The 23357-nt window shown below is 73.3% G+C and carries 24 protein-coding genes and 1 riboswitch; of the genes, 16 read left to right on the top strand and 8 right to left on the bottom strand.

Translation table 11 applies throughout. From position 1 onward, the window contains the following. A partial coding sequence (locus AC1DQF_RS09345; protein WP_477524947.1) for a hypothetical protein occupies positions 1 to 366 on the bottom strand: 366 nt, incomplete at its 3' end. A gap of 124 nt (positions 367 to 490) precedes the next feature. Further along, the gene (locus AC1DQF_RS09340; RefSeq protein WP_477524946.1) at positions 491 to 832 is read right to left on the bottom strand and encodes a TraR/DksA family transcriptional regulator; all 342 of its coding nucleotides are present in this window, start codon (positions 830 to 832) and stop codon (positions 491 to 493) included. 39 nt (positions 833 to 871) lie between these two features. On the opposite strand from AC1DQF_RS09340, the gene AC1DQF_RS09335 reads away from it, so the two are divergent. Then, positions 872 to 1162 (top strand): DUF1330 domain-containing protein, encoded by a 291-nt coding sequence (locus tag AC1DQF_RS09335; RefSeq protein WP_477524945.1) that lies wholly within the window; start codon positions 872 to 874, stop codon positions 1160 to 1162. An 88-nt stretch (positions 1163 to 1250) separates the two neighbouring features. On the opposite strand, the gene AC1DQF_RS09330 is transcribed toward AC1DQF_RS09335, so the two are convergent. After that, on the bottom strand, positions 1251 to 2528 hold the full coding sequence (locus tag AC1DQF_RS09330) for an ammonium transporter (RefSeq protein ID WP_477524944.1): 1278 nt from the start codon (positions 2526 to 2528) through the stop codon (positions 1251 to 1253). Between the two features lie 286 nt (positions 2529 to 2814). Between AC1DQF_RS09330 and AC1DQF_RS09325 the strand changes: the two genes are divergently transcribed. The 3 genes from AC1DQF_RS09325 to AC1DQF_RS09315 all read left to right on the top strand — a co-directional run bounded on the left by AC1DQF_RS09325 (position 2815) and on the right by AC1DQF_RS09315 (position 5072). Next, positions 2815 to 3651 carry a hypothetical protein gene (locus AC1DQF_RS09325; protein WP_477524943.1) on the top strand — a complete coding sequence of 279 codons (837 nt, stop codon included), beginning with the start codon at positions 2815 to 2817 and terminating at the stop codon, positions 3649 to 3651. A gap of 75 nt (positions 3652 to 3726) precedes the next feature. Beyond that, entirely contained in the window at positions 3727 to 4623 is an 897-nt protein-coding gene (locus AC1DQF_RS09320) for a cation diffusion facilitator family transporter (protein ID WP_477524942.1), read from the top strand. A gap of 47 nt (positions 4624 to 4670) precedes the next feature. Further along, complete coding sequence (locus AC1DQF_RS09315) at positions 4671 to 5072, top strand: hypothetical protein (RefSeq protein WP_477524941.1); 402 nt, start codon at positions 4671 to 4673, stop codon at positions 5070 to 5072. An 18-nt stretch (positions 5073 to 5090) separates the two neighbouring features. Here AC1DQF_RS09315 and AC1DQF_RS09310 read toward each other — a convergent pair whose 3' ends face one another. Beyond that, entirely contained in the window at positions 5091 to 5810 is a 720-nt protein-coding gene (locus AC1DQF_RS09310; protein WP_477524940.1) for a hypothetical protein, read from the bottom strand. 131 nt (positions 5811 to 5941) lie between these two features. On the opposite strand from AC1DQF_RS09310, the gene AC1DQF_RS09305 reads away from it, so the two are divergent. Both AC1DQF_RS09305 and AC1DQF_RS09300 read left to right on the top strand, forming a co-directional pair. Continuing rightward, a complete protein-coding gene (locus AC1DQF_RS09305) occupies positions 5942 to 6763 on the top strand; it encodes a glycerophosphodiester phosphodiesterase (RefSeq protein ID WP_477524939.1) in 822 nt (273 codons plus the stop codon). A gap of 17 nt (positions 6764 to 6780) precedes the next feature. Further along, positions 6781 to 7839, top strand: a complete 1059-nt coding sequence (locus AC1DQF_RS09300) for an MBL fold metallo-hydrolase (RefSeq protein ID WP_477524938.1) — start codon at positions 6781 to 6783, stop codon at positions 7837 to 7839. On the opposite strand, the gene AC1DQF_RS09295 is transcribed toward AC1DQF_RS09300, so the two are convergent. After that, complete coding sequence (locus tag AC1DQF_RS09295) at positions 7815 to 8240, bottom strand: GNAT family N-acetyltransferase (RefSeq protein ID WP_477524937.1); 426 nt, start codon at positions 8238 to 8240, stop codon at positions 7815 to 7817. The genes AC1DQF_RS09300 and AC1DQF_RS09295 overlap by 25 nt on opposite strands. Further along, on the bottom strand, positions 8237 to 9139 hold the full coding sequence (locus AC1DQF_RS09290; protein ID WP_477524936.1) for an alpha/beta hydrolase: 903 nt from the start codon (positions 9137 to 9139) through the stop codon (positions 8237 to 8239). The genes AC1DQF_RS09295 and AC1DQF_RS09290 overlap by 4 nt, the downstream gene beginning before the upstream one ends. A 22-nt stretch (positions 9140 to 9161) precedes the next feature. Next, positions 9162 to 9268: riboswitch (TPP riboswitch) on the top strand. On the opposite strand from AC1DQF_RS09290, the gene AC1DQF_RS09285 reads away from it, so the two are divergent. The 5 genes from AC1DQF_RS09285 to AC1DQF_RS09265 all read left to right on the top strand — a co-directional run bounded on the left by AC1DQF_RS09285 (position 9258) and on the right by AC1DQF_RS09265 (position 15967). Beyond that, complete coding sequence (locus tag AC1DQF_RS09285) at positions 9258 to 10355, top strand: thiamine ABC transporter substrate-binding protein (protein WP_477524935.1); 1098 nt, start codon at positions 9258 to 9260, stop codon at positions 10353 to 10355. It overlaps the preceding riboswitch by 11 nt. After that, a complete protein-coding gene (locus AC1DQF_RS09280) occupies positions 10352 to 11986 on the top strand; it encodes an ABC transporter permease (RefSeq protein ID WP_477524934.1) in 1635 nt (544 codons plus the stop codon). Before AC1DQF_RS09285 ends, AC1DQF_RS09280 begins: the two co-directional genes overlap by 4 nt. Next, a complete protein-coding gene (locus AC1DQF_RS09275; protein WP_477524933.1) occupies positions 11986 to 12960 on the top strand; it encodes an ABC transporter ATP-binding protein in 975 nt (324 codons plus the stop codon). The genes AC1DQF_RS09280 and AC1DQF_RS09275 overlap by 1 nt, the downstream gene beginning before the upstream one ends. 45 nt (positions 12961 to 13005) lie before the next feature. Then, entirely contained in the window at positions 13006 to 14052 is a 1047-nt protein-coding gene (locus AC1DQF_RS09270; RefSeq protein ID WP_477524932.1) for a phosphatase PAP2 family protein, read from the top strand. 325 nt (positions 14053 to 14377) lie between these two features. Beyond that, positions 14378 to 15967: a C40 family peptidase gene (locus AC1DQF_RS09265; RefSeq protein ID WP_477524931.1), complete on the top strand. Its 1590-nt coding sequence runs from the start codon at positions 14378 to 14380 to the stop codon at positions 15965 to 15967. Between the two features lie 38 nt (positions 15968 to 16005). Here the strand turns inward: AC1DQF_RS09265 and AC1DQF_RS09260 are convergent, their stop codons facing one another. Then, the gene (locus tag AC1DQF_RS09260) at positions 16006 to 16884 is read right to left on the bottom strand and encodes a hypothetical protein (protein ID WP_477524930.1); all 879 of its coding nucleotides are present in this window, start codon (positions 16882 to 16884) and stop codon (positions 16006 to 16008) included. A 23-nt stretch (positions 16885 to 16907) separates the two neighbouring features. Here AC1DQF_RS09260 and AC1DQF_RS09255 point away from each other — a divergent pair, with 23 nt between their 5' ends. From AC1DQF_RS09255 to sigJ, 4 genes are all read left to right on the top strand, one after another. Further along, positions 16908 to 18968: an acyl-CoA dehydrogenase family protein gene (locus AC1DQF_RS09255; protein ID WP_477524929.1), complete on the top strand. Its 2061-nt coding sequence runs from the start codon at positions 16908 to 16910 to the stop codon at positions 18966 to 18968. Beyond that, positions 18965 to 19621, top strand: coding sequence for a class I SAM-dependent methyltransferase (locus AC1DQF_RS09250; RefSeq protein WP_477524928.1), 657 nt, complete (start codon positions 18965 to 18967; stop codon positions 19619 to 19621). The genes AC1DQF_RS09255 and AC1DQF_RS09250 overlap by 4 nt, the downstream gene beginning before the upstream one ends. Positions 19622 to 19698: 77 nt before the next feature. Then, positions 19699 to 20304, top strand: a complete 606-nt coding sequence (locus tag AC1DQF_RS09245) for a carboxymuconolactone decarboxylase family protein (protein ID WP_477524927.1) — start codon at positions 19699 to 19701, stop codon at positions 20302 to 20304. A gap of 62 nt (positions 20305 to 20366) precedes the next feature. Continuing rightward, on the top strand, positions 20367 to 21173 hold the full coding sequence (gene sigJ, locus AC1DQF_RS09240) for an RNA polymerase sigma factor SigJ (RefSeq protein WP_477524949.1): 807 nt from the start codon (positions 20367 to 20369) through the stop codon (positions 21171 to 21173). A 48-nt stretch (positions 21174 to 21221) separates the two neighbouring features. Here the strand turns inward: sigJ and AC1DQF_RS09235 are convergent, their stop codons facing one another. Then, the gene (locus tag AC1DQF_RS09235; RefSeq protein WP_477524948.1) at positions 21222 to 21749 is read right to left on the bottom strand and encodes an inorganic diphosphatase; all 528 of its coding nucleotides are present in this window, start codon (positions 21747 to 21749) and stop codon (positions 21222 to 21224) included. Positions 21750 to 21946: 197 nt separating this feature from the next. On the opposite strand from AC1DQF_RS09235, the gene dacB reads away from it, so the two are divergent. Further along, on the top strand, positions 21947 to 23344 hold the full coding sequence (dacB, locus tag AC1DQF_RS09230; protein WP_477524926.1) for a D-alanyl-D-alanine carboxypeptidase/D-alanyl-D-alanine endopeptidase: 1398 nt from the start codon (positions 21947 to 21949) through the stop codon (positions 23342 to 23344). Positions 23345 to 23357 lie beyond the last annotated feature (13 nt).

Here is a 23357-nt window from a genome sequence, read left to right as displayed (position 1 = left end):
GGTCAGGACGGCGCCGACGACGAGGTCGCGCCGGGTGCCGGTGAGGGCGAGCCACAGGATCGGCAGCACGACGAGCGGGGCCAGCCCGGAGGTCGAGCCCCCGCTGGCGTCGCGGCCGAGGGCGAAGACCACGAAGAAGAGGTAGGCGGGCGCGGCGTCCAGCCACGAACGCCGCGGGCGGCGCAGGCCGAGCGTCAGCAGGACCAGGACGCCGGCCAGGAGGAGCAGCGCCACCCAGGGCTCCACCGTGGCCGACGCGGTGGGCGCCGCGGCGAAGCTGGCCGCGCCGATGAGGGCCACCGCGGCGAAGGGCCACGACATCTGCCAGGTCGGCCGGGGGAGCTTCACCCCGTCGACGTCCGTCACTGCCTGCTCCCGAGATCCACCCGGGCATCGTGCCACCTGGTGACCGCCCGCGACGGCGATACTCGGTCCTCGACCGGTCGGCGGGCCAGCCTGCCTCCCGTCCGGGGTCGAGCGGGCGCACACCTCAGGGCAGTGCCGCGCACCCCACGCACCGGCGGGCGGTGGGCCGGGCCTCGAGACGCCCGGCCGGGATCGGTCCGCCGCAGCGCTCGCAGGTCCCGTACGTCGCGTCGCCGAGCCGCGCCTCGGCCCGATCGATCTCGGCGAGGTGCTCGCGGGCCTGGGCGACCAGGGCGCCGATCTGGGAGCGTTCGAAGGCGATGGTGGCGCCCTCCGGGTCGTGCTCGTCGTCGGCGTTGGTGTCGAGCGATGCGGCGACCACGGACTCGTAGTCGCCGGTGAGGGCGCCGAGCCGCGCGAGGACCCGCGACCGCTCGGCCGCCAGCCGTGTCCGTGCCTCGTCCACCGGTCCATGCTGTCACCCCGCACCCGACAGGATGGGCGCATGAGCGCCTACTGGATCAGCATCTACCGAGAGATCACCGACGAGGCGAAGGTCGCGGCGTACGCCGAGCTGGCCGGCCCGGCCCTGCGGGAGGCCGGGGGCACCTTCGTGGTCCGCGGGTTCCCGGAGCAGACCTACGAGGCCGGGGAGTCGACGCGCACGGTGGTCATCGTCTTCGCGTCGCTCGAGGCGGCCCGCGCCGCCCACGACAGCGCGCCCTACCAGGAGGCGCTGGCCGCGCTGGACGGTGGCGCTGTGCGCGACATGAGGATCGTGCCCGGGGTCGACTGACCGGTGCGCGACCGGCGTCCGGGCTGACCCGGACAGGCGATCGGCGCCACGGCCCTGCAGTGGACCGTGGCGCCGACACCCCGGAGGCTCAGTGCGTGGTCGTCCCACCGCCGAACACACCGAGCTCGTAGCTCTGCTCCGCGTGCACCGCGACGTCGATGCCTGCGACCTCGTGCTCCTCGACGACCCGCAGGCCCATCACGGAGTCGAGCACCGTGGCGATGGCGAAGGTGACCACGAAGGAGAAGACCAGCACCGCGAGGGCGCCGATGACCTGGCGGCCGAGCTGGTCGACCCCGCCGCCGTAGAGGAGGCCGTCGACACCGGCCGGGGCGGCCGCGGTGGCGAGGAAGCCGACCGACACGGTGCCCCACAGGCCGCCGACCAGGTGGACGGCCACGACGTCGAGCGAGTCGTCGTACCCGAAGCGGAACTTCGCGCCGATCGCCAGGGAGCACAGGACGCCTGCGACGGCACCGACGACGATCGCGCCGAGCGGGGACACCGACGAGCAGGCCGGGGTGATGGCGACGAGGCCTGCGACGACCCCGGAGGCGGCGCCCAGGGAGGTGGCGTAGCCGCCGACGACCTTCTCGGTGGCCAGCCAGGCCAGGCTGGCGGCCGCGGCGGCGACCAGGGTGTTGACCCAGGCCACGGCGGCGGTGTTGTCGGCGGCGACGGCCGAGCCGGCGTTGAAGCCGAACCAGCCGAACCACAGCAGCCCGGCCCCGAGCATCACCAGCGGCAGGTTGTGCGGGCGCATCGGCTCGGCACCGAAGCCGTGGCGGGTGCCGAGCACGATGGCCAGGGCCAGCGCCGCGGCGCCGGCGTTGATGTGCACCGCCGTGCCGCCCGCGAAGTCGATGGCCGACAGGTCGTTGGCGATCCAGCCGCCCACGTGGTCGCCGAGGGAGAAGTCGAAGACCCAGTGCGCGACCGGGAAGTAGACCAGCGTCGCCCAGATGCCGGCGAAGACCATCCAGCCGCCGAACTTCATCCGCTCGGCCACGGCGCCCGACACCAGGGCGACGGTGATGATCGCGAAGACCGCCTGGAAGCCGACGAAGGCCATCGCCGGGAGCCCGCCCTGGGTGGAGGTGAGGTCCTCCATGAGGCCACGCAGGCCGGCGTACTGGAACGGGTCGCCGAGCAGGCCGCCGCCCACGTCGTCGCCGAAGGCCAGCGAGTAGCCGTAGAGCACCCACAGGACGCTGACCAGGCCGAGCGCGCCGAACGACATCATCATCATGTTGAGCACGCTCCGGACCCGGACCATGCCGCCGTAGAAGAGCGCGAGGCCGGGCGTCATCAGCAGCACGAGACTTGCGCTGGTGAGGATCCAGGCGGTGTCGCCGGTGTTGACCATGGTGACCTCCTGAGGTCGTGGAGAGACAGGGGTGGAGAGGTGGCCGGGCCCCGAGCCGCACCGTGGGCACCACGATCGGGGTGTCGTGTTGTCCCTGACGCCCGCCGGCGTTTCGCGCCGGTTACCGATCCGAGGACCGTGTGACGGTCGTGTGAAAGGTGGGGCGATGCGGCGAAGTCCCCACGCGACGTCCTCCATGCTGCTGTCCTGAGGGCAGTGTGTCCGCGCGGGTGAAGAGGTCTCGGGACCGCCGGACGCTGCCGCAACGCCGTGTGTGGAGGTCCCGATGACCGAGTACGACGCCAGCCCGCCCGTCCCGCCTGCCCGCCGCTTCACCGTCGCGGCGGACGGCGCGATCGCCGGGGACGACGGGGACTCCGGTCGGCTCGCCGTCTCGATGCGGTACGCCTGCCGGATCGCCGGACAGCTCGAGTTCCTCACCGGCGCCGGTGACCTGGAGTGGGTCAGCACGATCAGCAGCACCACGGTCACCGCGCGGGTCGGCTGGACCCTGGCCCGCGAGGTCACCCTGTCGGCCGAGGTGGAGGCCGGGGAGGCGCGTGCGGCGAAGGACTTCACCGTGGTCGGTGGCGCCGACGTGCACGCCGCCCTGGGACACTGCATGCAGCGGGTGCGGCAGATGCTCGGCACGCACTGGAGCGCGGTCATCACGGGCGACAAGCGGGTCGTCGGGGCCGCCGTGCCGCAGTCCGGCAGCGGGGTGCTCGACTCGATGGCGGCCCTGCCCGAGGTGGGGGTGCGCGCCCTGGCCGTCCTCGGTGCGCTCGAGGAGCGCTACCGGGAGACCGCCGTGCTGCTGGACTACGCGCACGGCACGATGCTGGTCGCCGCGATCGGCGACCATGCGCTCTTCGCCTTCGCCGACAAGCTCGACACCCGGGTGGTGGCCGAGATCGTCGACGAGGTCCGCGCGATCCTCTCGCCCGACGACGTCGCCCGCGCCGATGCCATCACGACCGGGGACACGCAGGTCGCGTCGCTGCTGCGGGAGCCGGAGCCGGGACCGCCCGCGGCCCGGGCGGGCTCGCCGCTGCCGCCGACCGGGATGCGCTACCGCGCCGTGCAGCCACGCCGGTCCCGGTGGGGGCGTCGCTCGGGGTAGGTCCGCTGGCTACGGTGGCCCCGGAGGCCGGGAGCACCCCGGGGAGGTGGCGACACCGGAGGATCGGAGACGGGCGTGGGGGCAGGGCACGGTCACGGCCACGCCGGGGAGCGGCACCGCTGGCGGCTGGCGGTCTCCTTCGGGCTGATCGCCGCGTTCTTCGCCGTGGAGCTCGTCGTCGGGCTCACGTCGGGCTCGCTGGCCCTGCTGTCGGACGCGGGTCACATGGCCGCCGACGTCGTGGCGCTCGGCGCCGCCCTGGTGGCCACCCGCCTCGCGTCACGGCCCGACACCACCGGCCGCCGCACGTACGGCTCCTACCGGGCCGAGGTCTTCGCGTCCGGGCTCGCGGTGCTGTTGATGCTCGGGGTCTCGGCGTACGTCGTGATCGAGGCTCTGGCACGCCGGGACAGCGACGTGGCGGTCGCCTCCACGCCCATGCTGGTCGTCGGGGCCCTGGGCCTCGTCGTCAACCTCGTGGCGCTGCTCCTGCTGCGCGGCGGCGCCGACGAGTCGCTCAACGTCAAGGGCGCCTACCTCGAGGTCGTCGCCGACACCCTCGGCTCGGTGGGCGTGCTGGTCGCGGGCTGGCTGGTCGCCACCACCGGCGACGGGGTGTGGGACACCGTGGTGGCACTGGCCATCGGGATCTTCGTGGCCGTGCGCGCGGTCCTGCTCGGGCGCCAGGTCCTGGCCGTCCTGGGCCAGCACGTGCCCGCCGGGATGGAGGTCGACGTGATCGCCGCCGACCTCGGCGCGCTCCAGGGGGTCGCCGACGTGCACGACGTGCACGTCTGGACGCTGACGTCGGGCATGCACGTCGCGACCGCGCACCTGGTCGCCGAGGACGGGCAGGCCCAGCGGGTGCTCGACGACGCGCGGGGCCTGCTGCGCCGCGAGCACGAGATCTCGCACGCCACCCTGCAGGTCGAGTCGGCCGCGTCGCGGGAGTGCCACGAGCTCGACTGGTGAGGCCGGCCGGTGAGGCGCAGGCCGGCCCCGGGCGGCATGCTGGGCCCATGCGCTTCACCGAGCACGAGCTGACCCTCGCCCTGACCGCCGCGGCGAAGCCCGTCGCCGCGGCCCAGCAGCGCGGCCTGCGCAAGGGGCGCCAGGACCCGGACGTCGTGTGGACCGCGATGACCGGATACGAGCGCTACCAGGTGCTCGACGCCCTCGGCAGCCAGCTGCTGCCGACCCTGGTCGCCCTCCCGGACGTGGAGGTCGAGACCGGTGCACGGCCCGCCTTCACCGACGCGCAGGTCCAGGCCGCCGTGGAGGAGACCCTGGGCGACGCCCCCGGCGGCCGGATGCGCCGCAAGGTCGTCGTGGCCGCCCGGGTGGCCCTGGTCCGCGCCGCACTGGCCGGGCTGCCCCCGCGCAGCGACCCGGACACGCTGCAGGTGCCCGACTCGCTGTGACCTGACCCGGTCCCCCCGTCAGGCCTCGTCGTCCTCGGCCGGGGCGGGCCTGCTCGCGCCGTCGCCGTCGCCGTCGACGCCGTCCTCGTCGGGGAGGTGCGGGTCGGCGAGGAAGTACTGCGTGAACGCGCCGTCGTCGCCGCGCTCGTGGTGGCGCAGCGGCTCGGGCACCATCCGGCCCTCGGCGGCGTCCCAGAAGCCGTCGATGCGCCGGGCCACCGTGCGGGCCACCCGGCCAGGCATCCCCTGGTGGGGGATGTAGGGGTGCGGTCGGGTCGGGGCCGCCAGCTCGCCCCGGTAGAGCCGCTCGCCCCAGTCCGGATCGCCGTCGCGCCGGGCCGCGGCGAGGTCGGCCGCCAGCGCGCTCTCCAGCGTGCAGGTCTCGGTGAGCTCGTGGCGGACGTCGCTCCAGATGGACGACCACGGGCGGCGGACGGCGTACGTCGATCCGTAGAGCTTGGCCTTGACCTGCGACAGGGCGATCTCGAAGCGACGGCTCTGGGCGACGTACTCATGGGCACGCTCGGGTCCGTCCTGCAGGTGGCCGCGGACGGCGGGGACGAGGACGGCGAGGGTGGCGGCGTTGTGCCGGCTGGCGCTGGCCAGGAAGGTGTCGATGGCGGGGTACTGGTCGCGCGGGTGCTCGGGGTCGCTCGTCGGTCGGGCGACGGCGGCGAGGTCGAGGCGCTCGCCGAGCATGTGGTGGGTGACCCGGAGACCGGGGACGAGCGTGTCCATCGTGAACTCCCGACGGGCCGGTCGGGCGCCCGGCCCGTCCTCCAGTCTGCGTCGCGGTGGGAGTGGGGACAAGGGACGTTCGTCCTGCGCCGAACCCGTCCCACGGGCCCGCTGCAGGCATGATGTGCGCCGTGTCCCGTGCCCTCGCCCTGTTCCTGACCCCGGTGCTCGTCCTCCTCGCGCTCCCGCTGTCCGCCGCCCCCGCGACGGCGACGGCGACCGAGGGGCCGGTGGCCGCGCGCGACTTCTCGGTCACCGCCCACCGCGGCGGTCCGACGCGAGGCCTCGGGGAGAACACTCTCGCGGCGTTCAAGCACTCGCTGCGCTCGGGCGCGACCGCGATCGAGACCGACGTACGTCGTACGGCCGACGACGAGCTCGTGGTGCTCCACGACAGCGGTCTCGGCCGCACCACCACCTGCACGGGTCCGATCGGCGCCTACACGCGTCGCCAGCTCGACCGCCGGTGCCTCGAGCGCACCGGCCGCAAGCCGATCCCGCACCTGGAGGAGCTGCTGGCGTTCGCCGGGGCGCGGGCCGAGCGGGGCCGGCCGTTCTCGCTGATGCTCGAGCTCAAGGGCAGCAACTGGTCCACCACCCAGGTCCGCCGGGTCGTCAACCTCCTCAAGGACGCCGGGCTCGTCGAGCTCACCGCCGTCTCGTCCCTGCGCGCCACCGTCCTCGAGCGCGTACGTCGCCTCTCGCCACGCCTGGGCAACCAGCTGATCGTCAGCGGCTGGCGCAAGGTCCGGCAGACCAAGGGCGCGGTCGGCGGCTACAACGTCCCCGCCCGGCTGCTCACCGAGCAGCGGGTCCGCCGCCTGCACCGCCAGGGCGACCTGGTGGTCGGCGGCTACGCCCTCACCCGCGCCGAGTGGCGCACGCTCGCCGAGGTGGGCGCCGACGGCGTCGTCACCCCTGACGTGACCGCCTACCGCGCCTGGCTCGGCTGACGCCTAGAGTCCTGCGGGTGACCTCGACCGCGAGGGCGATCTCGCCCGACTCCGGCACGCACTGGACCGAGCCGGGCGCCTGGGCCGTCGCGCCGGGGGTGCACCGGATCCCGCTGCCGCTGCCCATGGACGGCCTGCGCGCGGTCAACGTCTACGTCCTGGAGACCGACGACGGGCTCACGCTCATCGACGGCGGGTGGGCCATCGAGGTGTCCCGCACGCAGCTCGAGCAGTCGCTCAAGGAGATCGACCGGCAGGTCGGCGACATCCGGCGCTTCCTGGTCACCCACGTGCACCGTGACCACTACACGCAGGCCGTCACCATCCGGCGCGAGGTCGGGTCGCACGTGAGCCTGGGCCTCGGCGACAAGGCGACCCTCGACCTCATCCACGACCGGGACACGGACGGCGCCGACCCGCACGTCGTGCTGCTCGAGCGCGCGGGCGCCCTCGAGATCGCGCGCGCCTGGGGCGAGTTCACGCGCAACCACACGCCCGACCTGTCCCAGTGGGACTACCCCGACACGTGGCTGGAGGGCGACCTGAGCCTCCAGGTCGGACACCGCGAGCTCGACGCGGTCCACACGCCCGGCCACACCCGCGGCCACTACGTCTTCGCCGACCGCGACGCCTCGCTGCTGTTCGCCGGCGACCACGTGCTGCCGACGATCACGCCGTCGATCGGCTTCGAGCCGGCGATCGCGGACTCACCGTTGGGCGACTTCATGGGCTCCCTGACCCGGGTCCGCGGACTCCCCGACCTGACCCTGCTCCCGGCCCACGGTCCGGTCGCCCCGTCCTCGCACGCCCGGGTCGACGAGCTGCTCGCCCACCACGAGGAGCGGCTCGCCCGGTGCCTGGAGGCCGTCGGCGACGGTGCGCTGTCGTCGTACGACGTCGCGGGCGCGCTGCCGTGGACGCGCCACGAGCGGACGCTGGCCTCCCTCGACGTCTTCAACTCGGCGCTCGCCACGCTGGAGACGCGCGCCCACCTCGAGCTGCTGGTCGCCCGTGGCGGCCTCGCGCACGCCGAGCAGGACGGGGTCGTCGTCTACCGGCGCACCATCGGCACGTGAGCGACCCCGTCCTCGACGAACTCCGGACCGCTCACCTCGAAGCCGTACGACGCGTAGAACGCGGTCAGCTGGGTCTGGGCGTCGAGCCGCACCTCGCGCTCGCCGATCCCGGCCATCGCGGCGTCCATCAGCTCGCGCGCCAGCCCGCGACCGCGCGCTGACGGGGCGACCACGACCCGTCCGACCCGGGCGTGGAAGCCGTCGTCGAGCACCCGCAGGCATCCGACGAGCAGCTCGCCGTCGTGGGCCAGCACGTGCCGCGTCGCCGGTTCGAGGTCGCGGCCGTCGAGGTCGGGGTAGGGCGAGGCCTGCTCGACCACGAACACCTGCTGGCGCAGCCGCCACAGCGTGTACGCCGTACGGGCGTCGAGGTCGTCGAAGGCCAGCACCGAGATCCTCACGACAGGAACTCCACGACCTGGCCGAACGCGCGCCGGGCCTCCGGCAGGAACGGCAGGATCCCGTAGACGTGGATGAGGTCCGGCTCCTCCACCCAGGTGAGGTCCCAGCCGGCCTCGGCGGCCCGCGTGGCGAGCAGCCTGCACCCGGGGGCCAGCAGGTCGCGGGTGCCGTAGAGCATCAGGGCGGGCGGCAGCCCGGACAGGTCGGCCAGGCCGGGGGAGACCTCGGGTCGGCCCAGGTCCTCGGGGGAGCCGGCCCACCAGCCGGCGTAGGCGTGCAGCTTGCCGAGGAACAGCCACGTGTCCCGCTTCGCGAACTCCACGGTCTCGGGCGTGCTCGTCGTCAGGTCGACCCACGGGGCGTGCAGCACGAGGTGGGTCGCGGGGGTGTGCCCGCGGTCGCGCATCGAGAGCGCGACCGCCAGGGCGAGCCCGCCGCCGGCGGAGTCCCCGGCGAGCACGATCCCGCCGGGCTCGTCGGCCCAGCGGGCGGCATGCGCGACCAGCGCGTCGTGGGAGTCGCGCCAGGAGTGCTCGGGCGCCAGCGGGTAGTCGGGCAGCACGACCCGCGCCCCCAGCGCGCGGGCCAGCCGGATGGCGTAGCGGACGTGGAAGGCGTCGATGCCGGACATGAAGCCGCCACCGTGGAGGTAGTACAGGGTGCGCACCGGCTCCTCGTGGAGCGGCGTGACCACGTGGGCCGGGAAGCCGTCGAGCTCCTCGGTCCGCACCGTCCACCGCCGGTCGAAGCCGCGCACGACCCGGGTGGGCAGGGAGTGGTCGCGGGACTCGTGCCGGGCGAGGACGCGGGCGCGCTCCTCGGGCTCGGAGTCGAGGTCGCTGCTCGCACGCAGGCGCGGGATCGTCACCGCGAGCAGCTGATGGCGTCGGCTCGGCATGGCGGCCAGCGTAGAGTGAGAAGCACACAGACAGGGGAGCACGCGAGCGTGCTGAGAGTGCGGGAGACCGCAGACCCTCCGAACCTGATCCGGTTAGCACCGGCGATAGGGAGTCCACATGAAGATCGCGCGCGCACGCGCCCTCAGCACGCTCGCCGGCGGCACCGCGGCCCTGATGCTCGCCGTCACCGGCTGCAGCACCATGGGCGGCGACTCGGGGGTCGAGCCGAGGAAGACCCAGACGGCCAGCGAGGACGGCCTGGTGGGCAGCACCGTCGTGCTGGTCACGCACTCGTCGTTCGCGCTGCCCAAGAAGCTGGTGCGCTCCTTCGAGTCCGAGACCGGCATGGACCTGCAGACCCGTTCGGCCGGCGACGGCGGCACGCTCACCGCCAAGCTGTCGCTGACCAAGGACAACCCGACCGGCGACGTCGCGTTCGGGGTCGACAACACGTTCGCCTCGCGCCCGCTCGACGAGGGGGTGTTCGCGCCCTCCACRGCGGACCTGCCGCCGGGAGCGGCGGCGTACGTCCTCGACGAGGGTGCCGACCGGCTGGCCCCGATCGATGTCGGCAACGTGTGCGTCAACGTCGACACGACGTGGTTCGAGCGTGAGGGCATCGCCCCTCCGCGGACGCTCGACGACCTCACCGACCCGACGTACCGCGACCTCTTCGTCACCCCCGGCGCCTCGACCAGCTCGCCGGGCATGGCCTTCCTGCTGAGCACGATCGCCGAGTACGGCGAGGACGGCTGGCAGGACTACTGGACCGACCTGCTGGCCAACGGCGCGAAGGTCGTCGACGGCTGGGAGGACGCCTACTACGGCGACTTCACCCAGGGCGGCGGCACCGGCGACCGACCGATCGTGCTGTCCTACGACTCGTCCCCGGCCTACACCGTCAAGGGCGGCCGCTCGACGACGGCCGCGCTGCTCGACACCTGCTTCCGGCAGGTGGAGTACGCCGGTGTCCTGGAGGGCGCCGCCAACCCGGCCGGTGGTGCGGCGGTCGTCGACTGGCTCCTCTCCGACGAGGTGCAGGCCGCCCTGCCGACCAGCATGTACGTCTTCCCCGTCAGCAAGGACGTCGAGGTGCCGGCCGACTGGGCGAGGTACGCCGAGCAGCCCACCGACCCCTACGAGGTCGCACCCGCCGACATCGCCGCCCACCGTGAGCAGTGGCTCACCGAGTGGACGGACGTCATCAGCCGGTGAGGCGGCTCGCCGCCCTGGGAGCGCTGGCGCTCGGACCGGTGCTGGTGCTGGGCGTCTTCTTCGTGCTCCCGGTGTCCGCGATGGTCTCGCGAGGCTTCCTGGTCGACGGGCGGCTCGACGTGGGCGGCGTGCTGGACGTGCTGGCGCGGCCGCGGACGCTCCGGGTCGCGTGGTTCACGGTCTGGTCCTCGTCGGTCGCCACGGTCGTGGCCGTGCTGCTGGGGATGCCGGCGGCCTACGCCCTGCACCGGCTGGCGCTGCCGGGGCGACAGCTGGTCCGGGCGGCGCTGCTGGTGCCGTTCGTGCTGCCCACCGTGGTGGTCGGCGTGGCCTTCCGCGAGCTGCTCGGCGAGTCCGGCCCGCTCGGTGGACTCGGCCTCGACGGGACCCCGACGGCGATCATCGCGGGCCTGGTCTTCTTCAACGTGGCCCTGGTGATCCGGGCCGTCGGAGCGGCCTGGGAGTCGCTCGACCCCCGACCCGGCGAGGCGGCCGCCGCCCTCGGTGCCTCGCCCTGGCAGGTCCTGCGCACCGTCACCCTGCCCGCGCTGCGGCCCTCGATCGTCAGCTCGGCGAGCGTGGTCTTCCTCTTCTGCGCCACCGCCTTCGGCGTCGTGCTGACCCTGGGCGGGGTGCGGCACGCGACCGTCGAGACCGAGATCTACCTGCTCACCACCACGCTCTTCGACCTGCGCGCGGCGGCGGCGCTGTCGCTGGTGCAGCTCGTCGTCGTGGTCGGCCTCCTCGGGGTCGCCGCCCGGCTGCGGGCCACGCCCGACCCGTCGACCGCGAGGACCGTGCCGCGCCCGCAGCGGCCCCGGCGACGCGACGTACCCGTGCTGCTCGCGACCACCCTGCTGCTGGCCGCCGTGGCGGTGCCGATCCTGACCCTCGTCGCCGGGTCGCTGCACTCCGACGGAGCGTGGAGCCTGGACAACTACCGCCGGCTCACCACCGCCGGCGACGACCAGGCACTGCTGGTGCCGGTGACCGACGCGCTGGTCATCTCGCTGCGGACCGCCGTCGACGCGACCTGGATGGCCCTGCTGATGGGGCTGTCGGTCGCGCTGCTGGTGACCCGGCGCTCGCGGACGCGGGCCGAGCGCCGGGTGCGGGGCGGTCTCGACGTCTTCTTCATGCTGCCGCTCGGGGTGAGTGCGGTGACGATCGGCTTCGGCTTCCTCATCAGCCTGGACCGGCCGCCGCTGGACCTGCGTGACTCGCCGCTGCTGGTGCCGATCGCGCAGGCGCTGGTCGCGCTGCCGCTCGTCGTACGCACCATCGCGCCCGTGCTGGGCGGGATCGACGACCGCCAGCGCCAGGCCGCGGCGTCCCTGGGGGCGCCGCCGTGGCGGGCGCTGCTCACCGTCGACCTGCCCGTGGTGTGGAAGCCGTTGCTCGCGGCCAGCGGCTTCGCCTTCGCGGTGTCGCTGGGGGAGTTCGGTGCGACCGCGTTCCTGGCCCGTGACGAGCGCCCCACGGTGCCGGTCGTGATCTTCCGTCTCCTCGGCCACCCGGGCGCGCACAACTACGGCATGGCGCTGGCCGCCTCGGTGGTCCTCGCCCTCGCCACCGCGACGGTGGTCCTCGTCGTCGAGCGGCTGCGCGTGCCCAGCCTGGGAGCCTTCTGATGCTGAGCCTCACCGACGTCTCCGCCGCGTACGACGGCGTCCCCGCCGTGCGCCACGTCAGCCTCGACCTCCCCGACGGCGAGGTGCTGGCGGTCCTCGGGCCCTCGGGCTGCGGCAAGTCCACCCTGCTGCGCGCGGTGGCCGGGCTCGAGCCGCTGACCGGCGGTGGGATCGCCTTCGGCGGGGCGCCGGTCGACCACCTGCCCACCCACAAGCGCGGCTTCGCGCTGATGTTCCAGGACGGCCAGCTCTTCGGGCACCTGAGCGTGGCGCGCAATGTCGGCTACGCCCTGCGGCTGCGCCGTCGGCCCGCGGGTGACCGGGTCCGCGAGCTGCTCGCCCTGGTCGGGCTCGAGGGGTACGACGACCGCCTCCCGGCCACGCTGTCGGGCGGCGAGCGCCAGCGGGTCGCGCTGGCCCGGGCGCTGGCCGTGGAGCCGCGGCTGCTCCTGCTCGACGAGCCCCTCTCCGCGCTGGACGCATCGCTGCGCGAGCGGCTCGCCGTCGACCTGCGCGAGATCCTCCGCGCCGCGGGCACGACCGCGCTGATGGTGACCCACGACCACGAGGAGGCGTTCACGGTGGCCGACCGGCTGGCCGTGATGCGCGGCGGGGAGGTGGTGCAGACGGGCCCGATCGAGGCCGTGTGGGCCGCTCCCGTCGACGAGGCGACGGCGCTGTTCCTCGGCTACGCCCGCGTGCTGGTCGGTCGCGAGGCCGGGCGCCTGCTCGCCGCGGCCGGCCTGCCCGAGGCGCCCAGCGTCGCGCTGCGCCGCTCCGCTCTCGTCGCCGGCGAGGGGGGCCTGGCCGCGACGGTCGTCTCCGCCCGCGCGACGCCCGAGCTGGTGCGGCTCGTCGTGGTCGTGGAGGGGCTGGGCGAGCTGGACGCCGTCGCGCCCCTCGGCAGCCACGTCGTACCGGGGGAGCCGGTGCGCCTCGGAGTGGACCCGACCCGAGTGGCCACCATCACCTGAGCCACGATCCGGGCTCGGCCACCGATCATCCCTACACTGGCCTGCGTGTATCGCCCGGCCTACGCGCTCCTCCTGGGGACCGCTGCTCTCATGGGTCTGCTCGCCGTCGTCGCGTCGGTGACGCTGGACCGCCCCCTCGTCGACCCCGAGGGCTTCCTCGGGCCGTCGTGGCTGCGGCTGCCGCTGCTCGTCCTGGGGGCCTTCCTCCTCGACCTGCTGCCCAGGACGCTGTGGGTCTCGCGCTTCAACCCGTCGCTGATGCCGCAGATCGCCCGGGAGCGCGTGCGCGACCACTGGACCCGCGAGCGGATGACGCTCGTCGTGATGGGCCTGGTCTGCTTCTACATCACCTACGTCAGCTACCGGAACCTCAAGTCGTTCCTCCCGTTCGTGATGGGCGAGGAGAAGTACGACCGCGAGCTGCACCTCATCGACCGGGCCCTGTTCTTCGGCCACGAGCCCGCCACCATCCTCCACACGATCTTCGGCACCGGCTGGACCGCGCACGTCCTCTCGTCGGTCTACCTGTGGTTCCTGCCCCTCGTCCCGCTGGCGCTCGCCGCGTGGCTGGTGTGGTCGCGCAACATCTCCTTCGGCTACTGGTTCGCCACCTCCCAGTGCCTCGCCTGGACCCTCGGCACCGCGTCGTACTACGCGCTGCCCACCCTGGGCCCCGGCTTCCGCTACTCGTGGCTCTACAACGACCTGCCCGACACCGGGTCCGGGGCGCTGATGGAGTCGCTGTTCTATGCCCGAAAAGGGGTTCTGCGGGACGGCATCGAAGGAGCGGTGCAGTCCGTGGCCGGCTTCGCGAGCCTGCACGTCGCGATCACGCTGCTCGTGGCGCTGATGGTGCAGTACACGCTGCGCAACCGGGTCATCCACTGGATCTTCTGGATCAACTTCTCCATCACGGTCGTGGCGACCCTCTACTTCGGCTGGCACTACGTCGCCGACGACATCGCCGGCGTGGCCATCGCGCTCATCTCCTTCTGGCTCGGCGGACTGGCCAGCGGCCAGAAGTTCGACCGTGGCGGGCTCGCCTCGCACCCCACGACGACCACCTCCCAGGTGCCGGTCGACGCCGACTGAGCGGCGTACGGCGCTCGTCTGCGCTCGACTGCGCACCCCCCATGTCAGAGTCCCCGCTCAGGCGGGGACTTCGTCACTTCGTGACCGTTGCAACCGTCACGAAGTGCGCGACTCGCCGACGAAGCGGCCGTCCCGCGGCGTGTCGGGGTGCCGTGGCGAGCTGCGAATCGAATTACAACCTTGTAGTTCGTCAAGTCGACACGCCGGTGGTTTGTGAAAAAGTTGGGAAAGTTGTTCCCTTTGGGGCTGGTGAGCACTAGCGTGCCGCGAGTGTCAMGGGTGAAAGGGAAGTCACCCGTGGCCACGAGAGCCGAGGGGAACACCTGTGCCAGCCCTGCCCGCACCCGCACCACGTCGTACGCCGGACCTCACCCGGCGGCTGCGTTGGTCGGCCGCCGCTGCCCTGAGCCTCGTGCTCTCCGCCGGCGTCACCACCGCCTCGGTGGCCGACGACCAGGTGCCGAGCGAGGGCGACATCGCCACCGCCCAGCGCCACGCGAGCGACAAGGCCCGCGACGTGGCCTCCGTCCAGGCGGACCTGGTCCTGGCCAACGAGCGCCTGCGGCAGACCGCGGTCACCGCGGCCCAGGCCGCCGAGGCCTACAACGGGGCGCGCTGGCAGGCTGACGAGGCCAGGACCGCGGCGCAGGCCGCCGCGACCGCGGCCCGGGCGGCCGAGGCCGACGTGGAGCGCCAGCGTGCGGACTACGGCGACGCGCTGGTTCGCAGCTACGAGATCGCCCCGGTCCTGCAGGGTTTCGCCGCCGTCGTCGGCTCCGACGGCATCGAGACGATGATCGACCGCACCACCACGATGCAGAACGCCGAGGACGCCCTCGACGGGACGTACGACGCCTACCGTGCCTCCGCCACGCTGGCCGATGTCGCCAGCCGGCAGGCCGAGGACGCCCTGGCGGACGCCGAGAGCCTCGAGGAGCAGGCCGACCAGGCCCGCGCCGACGCGGCCGCCGCCGAATCCTCCGCCGGGACGATCGCCGAGTCGGTCGCGGTCTCCAAGACCGCGCTGATCGCCGAGCTGGCCGACCTCCAGGGCATCAGCATCCGCCTCGCCGAGAAGCGCCAGTCGGCGCTCGAGAAGGCCGCGGCCGAGGCTGCTGCCAAGGCGGCGCAGCAGGCGGCGGAGCAGGCCGCCGCGCAGGAGGCCGCCCAGCAGGCGGCGGAGCAGGCGGCCCAGGACGCGGCGGACAAGGCGGCCCAGGAGGCGGCCGAGGCTGCCGCCCAGGCCGCGCAGGAGGCCGCGACCAAGGCCCAGCAGTCGACGCCGACCTCCACGCCGACGCCGACCAAGAGCCCGACGCGCACCCCCACGCCGACCCCCACGCCGACGCCGACGCCCACACCGATCCCGTCCCCCTCGCCCTCGACGACGTCGTCTCCCACGACGCCCGCTCCGTCGACTCCGGCGCCGACCACGCCCGAGCCGACCACGCCCGCGCCCACGACCCCGGACCCGACGACTCCTGCTCCGACCACGCCTGTCCCCACGACGCCGGTCCCCACGACGCCGGCCCCCGTCCCGCCGCCCGCCAGCACCGGCGCCGCGGCGGCCATCGCCTTCGCCACCGCCCAGATCGGCGACCCCTACCGGTGGGGTGCCGCCGGCCCGGACGCCTGGGACTGCTCGGGCCTCACCGCGGGTGCCTGGGCCCGGGGCGGCAAGTCGCTGCCCCACTACTCGGTCGCCCAGTTCAGCGGTTCGACGCGCATCACCGCGTCCCAGCTGGCTCCCGGGGACCTGGTGTTCTGGGGCTCGAGCAGCAACCCGAGCTCGATCTACCACGTGGGTCTCTACGTGGGCGACGGCCAGATGATCCACGCACCTCGCACCGGTCGGCCGGTCGTGAAGGAGTCGATCTACTCCTGGACCACGCCGAACTTCTTCGCCCGCCCCTGAGGGGGTTTCGTGACGGGCGCCAGGGCGCACGCCCCCGCTCAACCGGCGAGCGGAGCGACCTTCGTCGCGAAGCGCACGGCCAGCTCACCGGGGTCGAGCGTCCCCGCGAGGATCCGGGTGGTCGGCCAACCCGAGGTGTCGAGGCCCGAGAGCCGGTCGAAGACGGCGAGGTCGGCGGCGTACAGCTCGGCCAGCGACTGCAGGTCCTCCGCCGTCGGCGGGGTCCCCTCGACCAGCTCCGCGCCGGCGTACCGGTTGCGCAGCGGCGGGTGCTTCTCGAAGCGCGGCAGGTCGAGGTGGTCGGTCGCCCGGTCGACGGACGCGTCGAAGGACGCCAGCATGGAGCGGAACTCCAGCAGCAGCCACTGCTCGCGGGGGAAGACCGCGAAGCCGCGCTCGAGCTGAGCGCCGTAGAAGCCGCGCGCGATCCCCGACATGTGCTTGTAACGCATCGGCTTGACGTCGGTGGGCACCGTGTCGGGCAGCGACGTGGGACGGAACTCCGTGAGGAACCCGGGCCAGTCCGGCCAGTCCGGGTGTCGCGTCCGCAGCATGGTCCAGTGCGAGAAGAGCCGCTCGAGCGGGTCGCGGAACACCGCGATCAGCGGCATGTCCGGCCGGTAGTCGCGCATCCGCTCCAGCGCGTTGGGCCAGAACAGGTAGACGGGGGTGGAGTCGCCGACCATCGTGTGCACCTTCGCCCGACGCGGCGCGGTGTAGTCGCGCTCGTAGTCGGGGTGGTGCCAGTCGTAGGACTCGTCGTTGAAGAAGTGCGCCTCCTTGCGGGGCGGTCGGCACACGAGGCGGTGCTGGCTGATCGTCCCCGACAGCGTGGAGGTGCCGCTCTTCTGGACGCCGACGATCGAGAAGTTGTACGGCATCCGCCCGAGATCGACGTCGGGCCCGGGGCGGTTCACGCGCGCGACGCTACCTTGTGCCCATGACCACCGAGCAAGCCCACGAGCAGGGCGCGGAGCACGCCACGGAGCCAGCCGCCACGGAGCCAGCTGCAGGGGAGACCGGCGGCCGGGCCGCCACCGGCTACGTGCAGCCAGAGGTCGACGTCGCCGCGATGACCGCACTCCTCGACGGCCGGTACGCCGAGGTGCGCGCGCTGGTGCGCACCAACCTGGTCGAGCAGGCCGGGATCCTCCTCGAGGCCGAGACCCTCGACACGGCCGCGTTCCGCGAGCGGGTCAAGGAGGTCGTGGTCGAGATGGCCGCGACGGGCCAGACGGGCATGGGCTTCCCCGAGGAGTACGGCGGGGGCGGTGACATCGGCGCCTCCATCGCGGCCTTCGAGACCCTCGGGCTGGGCGACCTCAGCGTGCTGGTCAAGGTGGGGGTCCAGTTCGGCCTCTTCGGCGGAGCGATCCTCCAGCTCGGCACCGAGCGCCACCACGAGGCCTACCTCGCCCGGCTCATCACCGGCGAGCTGATGGGCTGCTTCGCGATGACCGAGACCGGGCACGGCTCCAACGTCCAGGCCCTCGGCACCACCGCGACGTACGACGCGGCCACCGGCGAGTTCGTCATCACCACCCCCGACGACGCCAGCCGCAAGGACTACATCGGCAACGCTGCGGCGCACGCCGACGTGGCCGTGGTCTTCGCCCAGCTCGAGATCGGCGGCCGGTCGCAGGGCGTCCATGCCTTCGTCGTGCCGCTGCGCGAGGACGGCGACGTGCTCCCCGGCGTGCGGATCGAGGACTGCGGACCCAAGATCGGGCTCAACGGTGTCGACAACGGACGCATCTGGTTCGACGGAGTCCGCATCCCGCGCGACAACCTGCTCGACCAGTTCGCCACGGTGTCCGCCGACGGCGAGTACTCCAGCCCGATCGAGAACCCCAACCGCCGCTTCTTCACCATGCTCGGCACCCTCGTCCAGGGCCGTGTCTGCGTCGGCGGTGCCGGCATCAACGCCTCGAAGGTCGCGCTGACCATCGCCGTGCGGTACGCCGTCCGTCGCCGCCAGTTCGAGGCCACCAACCCGCCCGTGGAGGACCTGATCCTCGACTACGGCATGCACCAGCGTCGGCTCTTCCCGCTGCTCGCCCGCACCTATGCGCTGCACTTCGCCCAGGAGCAGGTCGCCCAGCAGCTGCACGACGTCTTCTCCGGCCCGCCGCCCACCGGAGGCGAGGAGGGCGAGCAGCACCGTCGCCGGCTCGAGTCGGAGGCGGCCGGGCTCAAGGCGCTCGGCACCTGGCACGCCACCCGCACCATCCAGGAGTGCCGCGAGGCGTGCGGCGGCGCCGGCTACCTCAGCGCCAACCGGTTCGACGCGCTGCGGGCCGACACCGACGTGTTCACGACCTTCGAGGGCGACAACCACGTGCTCCTCCAGCTGGTCGCCAAGGGGCTGCTGACCGACTACTCCAGCGAGTTCGAGGACATGGACCAGTTCGGCATGGCCCGCTTCGTGGCGGGCCTGGCGGTCGAGACCGTCCTGGAGAGGACCAGTGCCCGCAAGCTCCTCTCGGCGATCAGTGACTGGTCGATCAAGGACGTGCTGCCCGGCGGCGACGAGTGGGACCAGGAGGCCGGCCTGCTCGACCCGGCGTACCAGCAGGCGATGCTGCGCTTCCGCGAGGAGCACATGCTGGGCGGCGTCGCCCGCCGGCTCAAGCGCGGCATCGACGGCGGGATGAACCCGGGGGAGGCCTTCTCCCGGGTCCAGGACCACGTGATCGCCGCCGCCCGCGCCCACGTCGAGCGGCTCGTGCTGGACGCCTTCGTGGCCAAGGCCCACGCATTGCCCGCCGGGGACACCAAGGTGGCCCTCAACCTGCTGTGCGACCTGCACGCCCTCACCACCATCGAGGCCGACCGGGCCTGGTTCATGGAGCACGGCCGGCTCACCGCCGCCCGATCCAAGGCGATCAGCCGGGAGGTCAACGACCTGTGCCGCAAGATCCGGCCGCTGGCGGTCGACCTCGTGGACGCCCTCGGCGTACCGCGGGAGATGCTGCGGTCGGAGGAGATCCTGGGCGCATGAGACTCCTGGGTGGCTGGCACGAGGACCCGCTGTGGGCCAGCGTCTACGGGTGGCTGGTCGAGCACCGCCGGGTCGGCGGCCTGGCGTGGCGGGTCGGTCTGGGCAGCGACCTCGGCCTGCTGTACGACGCCGTGCGCGAGGTCGGCCGCCTGCCCGCCGGCTCGCGCGTGCTCGACGTGCCCACCGGCAACGGCATCGCGCTCCGCGGCATCGTGCCGGGCCAGGGCCTGGACTACGTCGCCGCCGACATCTCGGCCGCCATGATCGACCGGGCGCTGGCCACCGCGCGCCGCCTCCACGTCGAGGACCAGGTGGCGCCCCTCGTCGCGGACGTGGGCGACCTGCCGCTCGACGACGCGTCGGTCGACCTGGTGGCCACCTTCACCGGGCTGCACTGCTTCCCCGACCCGCACCGCGCGGTCCTGGAGATGGTGCGCGTGCTGCGCCCCGGTGGCGTCATCACCGGCAGCGCGATGTTCCTCGACACGGGGATGGTCCACGAACCGGCCCGCCGGATGGGCGCCCTGGCCGGCGTCCTCGGGCCCATGTGCACCACCCGTGAGGCGGTGACCTGGCTCGCCGAGGCCGGCTGCCGGGACATCGACCTGCACCTCAGCGGCGGGCTCGGCTACTTCCGCGCCGTCGCCGGCTGACCGGTCCTGTCACAGCGCGCCCCCGGCCGGTGTCTTGATGACGTACACGTCACAGACCCACCGAACCGGAGGCACCCATGCCCAGCACGTTCCGCATCCCGAAGGCCCACCCCGACGGCGTCTACGGCCGCGTCATGACCACGGTCGCCCGCCGCATGTGGGGCGAGGTGCCCGACAACGCCTACGTCCTGTTCCACCACAGGCCGGTCACCCGGGCGGTCTTCTCCTTCGAGCAGAAGGTCGCTCGCTGGAAGGCCCTCGACCCGCACCTCAAGACCTACGCCCAGCTGGCGAGTGCCGCGCTCATCGGCTGCTCGTGGTGCCTGGACTTCGGCTACTTCCTGGCCCACGAGGAGGGCCTCACCCTGGAGAAGGTGCGCGAGGTGCCGCGCTGGCGCGAGGCGGACGTCTTCACCGACCTCGAGCGCGACGTGATGGCCTACGCGGAGGCGATGACCGTGACCCCGCCGACGGTCACCGACGAGATGGTGGCCGCGCTCGACGCGGCGCTGGGCCACGAGGCAATGGTGGAGCTGACCATGATGGTGGCGGTCGAGAACGAGCGCTCCCGCTTCAACGCGGCCCTCGGACTGGCCAGCCAGGGGTACGCCGACCGCTGCGAGCTGGCGCCGCTCGCCGTACCCTCCACGCATGAGCGGCAGGCCATGAACGGGACCACGTGAGCGGGCCCGCCACGGAGGCGTTCGTGGCCCACCGCAACCTGCTCTTCACCGTCGCCTACGAGATGCTCGGGTCGGCGGCCGACGCCGAGGACGTCCTGCAGGAGGTCTGGCTGCGCTGGTCGGGCGTCGAGCTCGACGAGGTCCGCGACCCGCGGGCCTACCTCGTGCGCATCACGACCCGGCTGGCGCTCAACCAGCTGCGCACCAGCACGCGTCGGCGCGAGGAGTACGTCGGTCCGTGGCTGCCGGAGCCGCTGCTCACCACCCCGGACGTCGCCGAGGACGTCGAGCTGGCCGAGGGCATCTCGACCGCCATGTTGCTGGTGCTCGAGACCCTGCCGCCGACCGAGCGGGCGGTCTTCGTGCTGCGCGAGGTCTTCGACGTGCCGTACGACGAGATAGCGGCCGCGGTGGACAAGTCGGAGGCGGCGGTGCGCCAAGTGGCGCACCGGGCCCGCGCCCACGTGCACGCGCGCCGGCCGCGCTCGACGGTCACCGTCGCGGAGCAGGACGCGGTCATCGCTCGCTTCCGGCTGGCCACCGAGACGGGCGACCTCCAGGCACTGATGGACGTGCTCGCCCCCGACGTGGTGCTGATGTCCGACGGCGGCGGCAAGGTCACGGCGGCGCTCAAGCCGATCCTGGGGCGCGACAAGGTGCTGCGCTTCCTGGCCGGGATCGCCCCCGAGGCGCTCGAGCTGGTGCCGGTGTGGCTCAACGGCGCGCCGGCGGTCCAGTTCCTCATCGGCGGTGAGCGCGACGGAGTGGGGACGATGCTCGTCGAGGACGGCGTCGTCACCCGGCTCTACCTGGTGCGCAACCCCGACAAGCTGGGCTCGGTCGCCGAGCCCGTCCCGCTCACCCGCTGAGCGCGGCCGGCCCGGGCCGGGCCGCGGGGAGAGCGGGAAGACGGTGGCTCAGTAGCCCTCGGCCTTGGCGCGGTCGAACGACGCGCGGACCTCGGCCTCGGCCTCGGCGCGGCCGACCCAGTTGGCGCCCTCGACCGACTTGCCGGGCTCGAGGTCCTTGTAGACCTCGAAGAAGTGCTGGATCTCGAGACGGTCGAACTTGGAGACGTCGCCGATGTCCTGGAGGTGCTGGAGACGCGGGTCGTGCGAGGGGACGCACAGCACCTTGTCGTCGCCGCCGGCCTCGTCGGTCATGCGGAACATGCCGATCGCGCGGCACTCGATGAGGCACCCGGGGAAGGTCGGCGCCTGGAGGAGCACGAGCGCGTCGAGCGGGTCGCCGTCCTGGCCGAGGGTGTTCTCGATGTAGCCGTAGTCCTCGGGGTAGGCCGTGGACGTGAACAGCATGCGGTCCAGCCGCAGACGCCCGGTCTTGTGGTCGACCTCGTACTTGTTGCGCGACCCCTTGGGGATCTCGATCAGCACGTCGAAGAGCAGCTGTGAAGCGTCGGACGGGCGGACGTCGCTCTCGGTGATCTCGTCACGGACGTCGTCGGCTACCTGCTCGTCGGGCACGGTTCTCTCCTGGGGCGTTGGGTGATCGGCGGCCAGTGTCGCGCACAATGGCCCCCGACGGCCAAAGTGAGGGGGCAATTCGCGTGGGACGTGACCGACGCCACTCTCCCTCACCGACCGGTCCGGGGCGAGTCGCCCACTGGGTCCCCACCCTTCTGGTGCTGGCCCTGGTGGCCGCGGCGTTCGCGTCGTACCGGCTCGACCTCGGACCCCGCTACCTGCCGTGGCTCTCCGTGGACCCGGTGGCGGAGCCGGCCGCGATCGCCCCGCCGGCGGGTGTCGCACTGCCCGAGTGGGCCGATCCGGCGCCGGTCTCGCCGGTCGTCCCGCCCGCCGAGCGCGGCCACGTGGACCCGGTCGCCGTCGCCGCCGCGCTCGCCCCGGGGCTGCGTGACAAGGACCTCGGCCGGCACGTGGTCGCCGCGGTGGGGGACCTCAACGGCGACGGTCCCGTCTGGACGTACGGCGAGGGCGCGGTCATCCCGGCCTCGACGACCAAGCTGCTCACCAGCGCCGCGGCGCTCGAGGTCCTGGGCCCCGACGCGCGCCTCGAGACCCGGGTCGTCACCGGGGCCACCCCCCGCGACCTGGTGCTCGTCGGTGGGGGAGACCCCTACCTCGCGAGCCGTCCGCTCACCCCCGAGGAGGAGCAGGCGGCGTACCCCGAGCGGGCGGACGTCGTCACGCTGGCCCGCGACGTCGCCGCCACGCTCGCCCCGCGACAGCGGGTGCGGGTGCAGTACGACGACGGCCTCTTCACAGGCCCGAGCGACAACCCGAAGTGGCGGGCCGACTACGTGCCCGACGACATCGTCAGCCCCATCACCGCGCTGTGGGTCGACCGCGGTGCGTCACCGACCGGCTACGGCTACTCCGACGACCCGAGCGCCACCGCGGCGGAGACCTTCGCCGCCGCCCTGCGCGACGCGGGGGTCCGTGTGGTCGGCACTCCGGCCGCGACGACGGCCCCGGCCGGCGCGACCGAGGTCGCCAGCGTCAGCAGCGCCCCGGTCGGGGACATCGTGGAGCACCTCCTCGAGGTCAGCGACAACGAGGCCGCCGAGGTCCTCGCGCGCCACGTCGGGCTGGCGGTGAGCGGGCTCGGCTCGTTCGAGGGCGGTTCGGCCGCCGTGCTCGAGACCCTCCGGGGCCTCGGCATCGACACCGGTGCCGACGTCGTCAACGACGGATCGGGGCTCTCACGCCTCAACCGGGTGTCCCCGACGACGCTGCTCCAGGTGCTCCAGACGGCCGCCGCACCGGCCCACCCCGAGCTGCGGTCGGTCCTCACCGGCCTCCCCGTCGCCGGCTTCACCGGCTCGCTGGCCTACCGCTTCGACACCGGATCGCCCGAGGGGCCGGGCCACGTGCGCGCCAAGACCGGGACGCTGAGCAACGTCCACTCCCTGGCCGGGGTGGCCACCGACCGCGAGGGCAACGCGATGGCCTTCGTGGTGGCGGTGGACCGGGCCAAGGAGGAGGACAAGCTCGACGCCCAGCAGGCCGTCGACCGCCTCGCCGGGGACCTGGCGGGCTGTCGCTGCAGCGCCGGCTGAGCACGCGGGGTCC

The organism is Nocardioides sp. P4_G4 (assembly GCF_056401085.1).
The sequence above is the reverse complement of the archived record's forward strand: the minus strand, read 5'-3'. Positions and strand labels throughout refer to the sequence as shown.

Excerpts from the sequence above, each read along its gene's own strand:
- AC1DQF_RS09275 (WP_477524933.1), top strand. The coding sequence starts at position 11,986 with ATGCTGAGCCTCACCGACGTCTCCGCCGCGTACGACGGCGTCCCCGCC.
- AC1DQF_RS09255 (WP_477524929.1), top strand. The coding sequence starts at position 16,908 with ATGACCACCGAGCAAGCCCACGAGCAGGGCGCGGAGCACGCCACGGAG.
- AC1DQF_RS09325 (WP_477524943.1), top strand. The coding sequence starts at position 2,815 with ATGACCGAGTACGACGCCAGCCCGCCCGTCCCGCCTGCCCGCCGCTTC.
- AC1DQF_RS09290 (WP_477524936.1), bottom strand. The coding sequence starts at position 9,139 with ATGCCGAGCCGACGCCATCAGCTGCTCGCGGTGACGATCCCGCGCCTG.
- AC1DQF_RS09315 (WP_477524941.1), top strand. The coding sequence starts at position 4,671 with ATGCGCTTCACCGAGCACGAGCTGACCCTCGCCCTGACCGCCGCGGCG.
- AC1DQF_RS09245 (WP_477524927.1), top strand. The coding sequence starts at position 19,699 with ATGCCCAGCACGTTCCGCATCCCGAAGGCCCACCCCGACGGCGTCTAC.
- AC1DQF_RS09335 (WP_477524945.1), top strand. The coding sequence starts at position 872 with ATGAGCGCCTACTGGATCAGCATCTACCGAGAGATCACCGACGAGGCG.
- AC1DQF_RS09310 (WP_477524940.1), bottom strand. The coding sequence starts at position 5,810 with ATGGACACGCTCGTCCCCGGTCTCCGGGTCACCCACCACATGCTCGGC.
- sigJ (WP_477524949.1), top strand. The coding sequence starts at position 20,367 with ATGCTCGGGTCGGCGGCCGACGCCGAGGACGTCCTGCAGGAGGTCTGG.
- AC1DQF_RS09330 (WP_477524944.1), bottom strand. The coding sequence starts at position 2,528 with ATGGTCAACACCGGCGACACCGCCTGGATCCTCACCAGCGCAAGTCTC.
- AC1DQF_RS09250 (WP_477524928.1), top strand. The coding sequence starts at position 18,965 with ATGAGACTCCTGGGTGGCTGGCACGAGGACCCGCTGTGGGCCAGCGTC.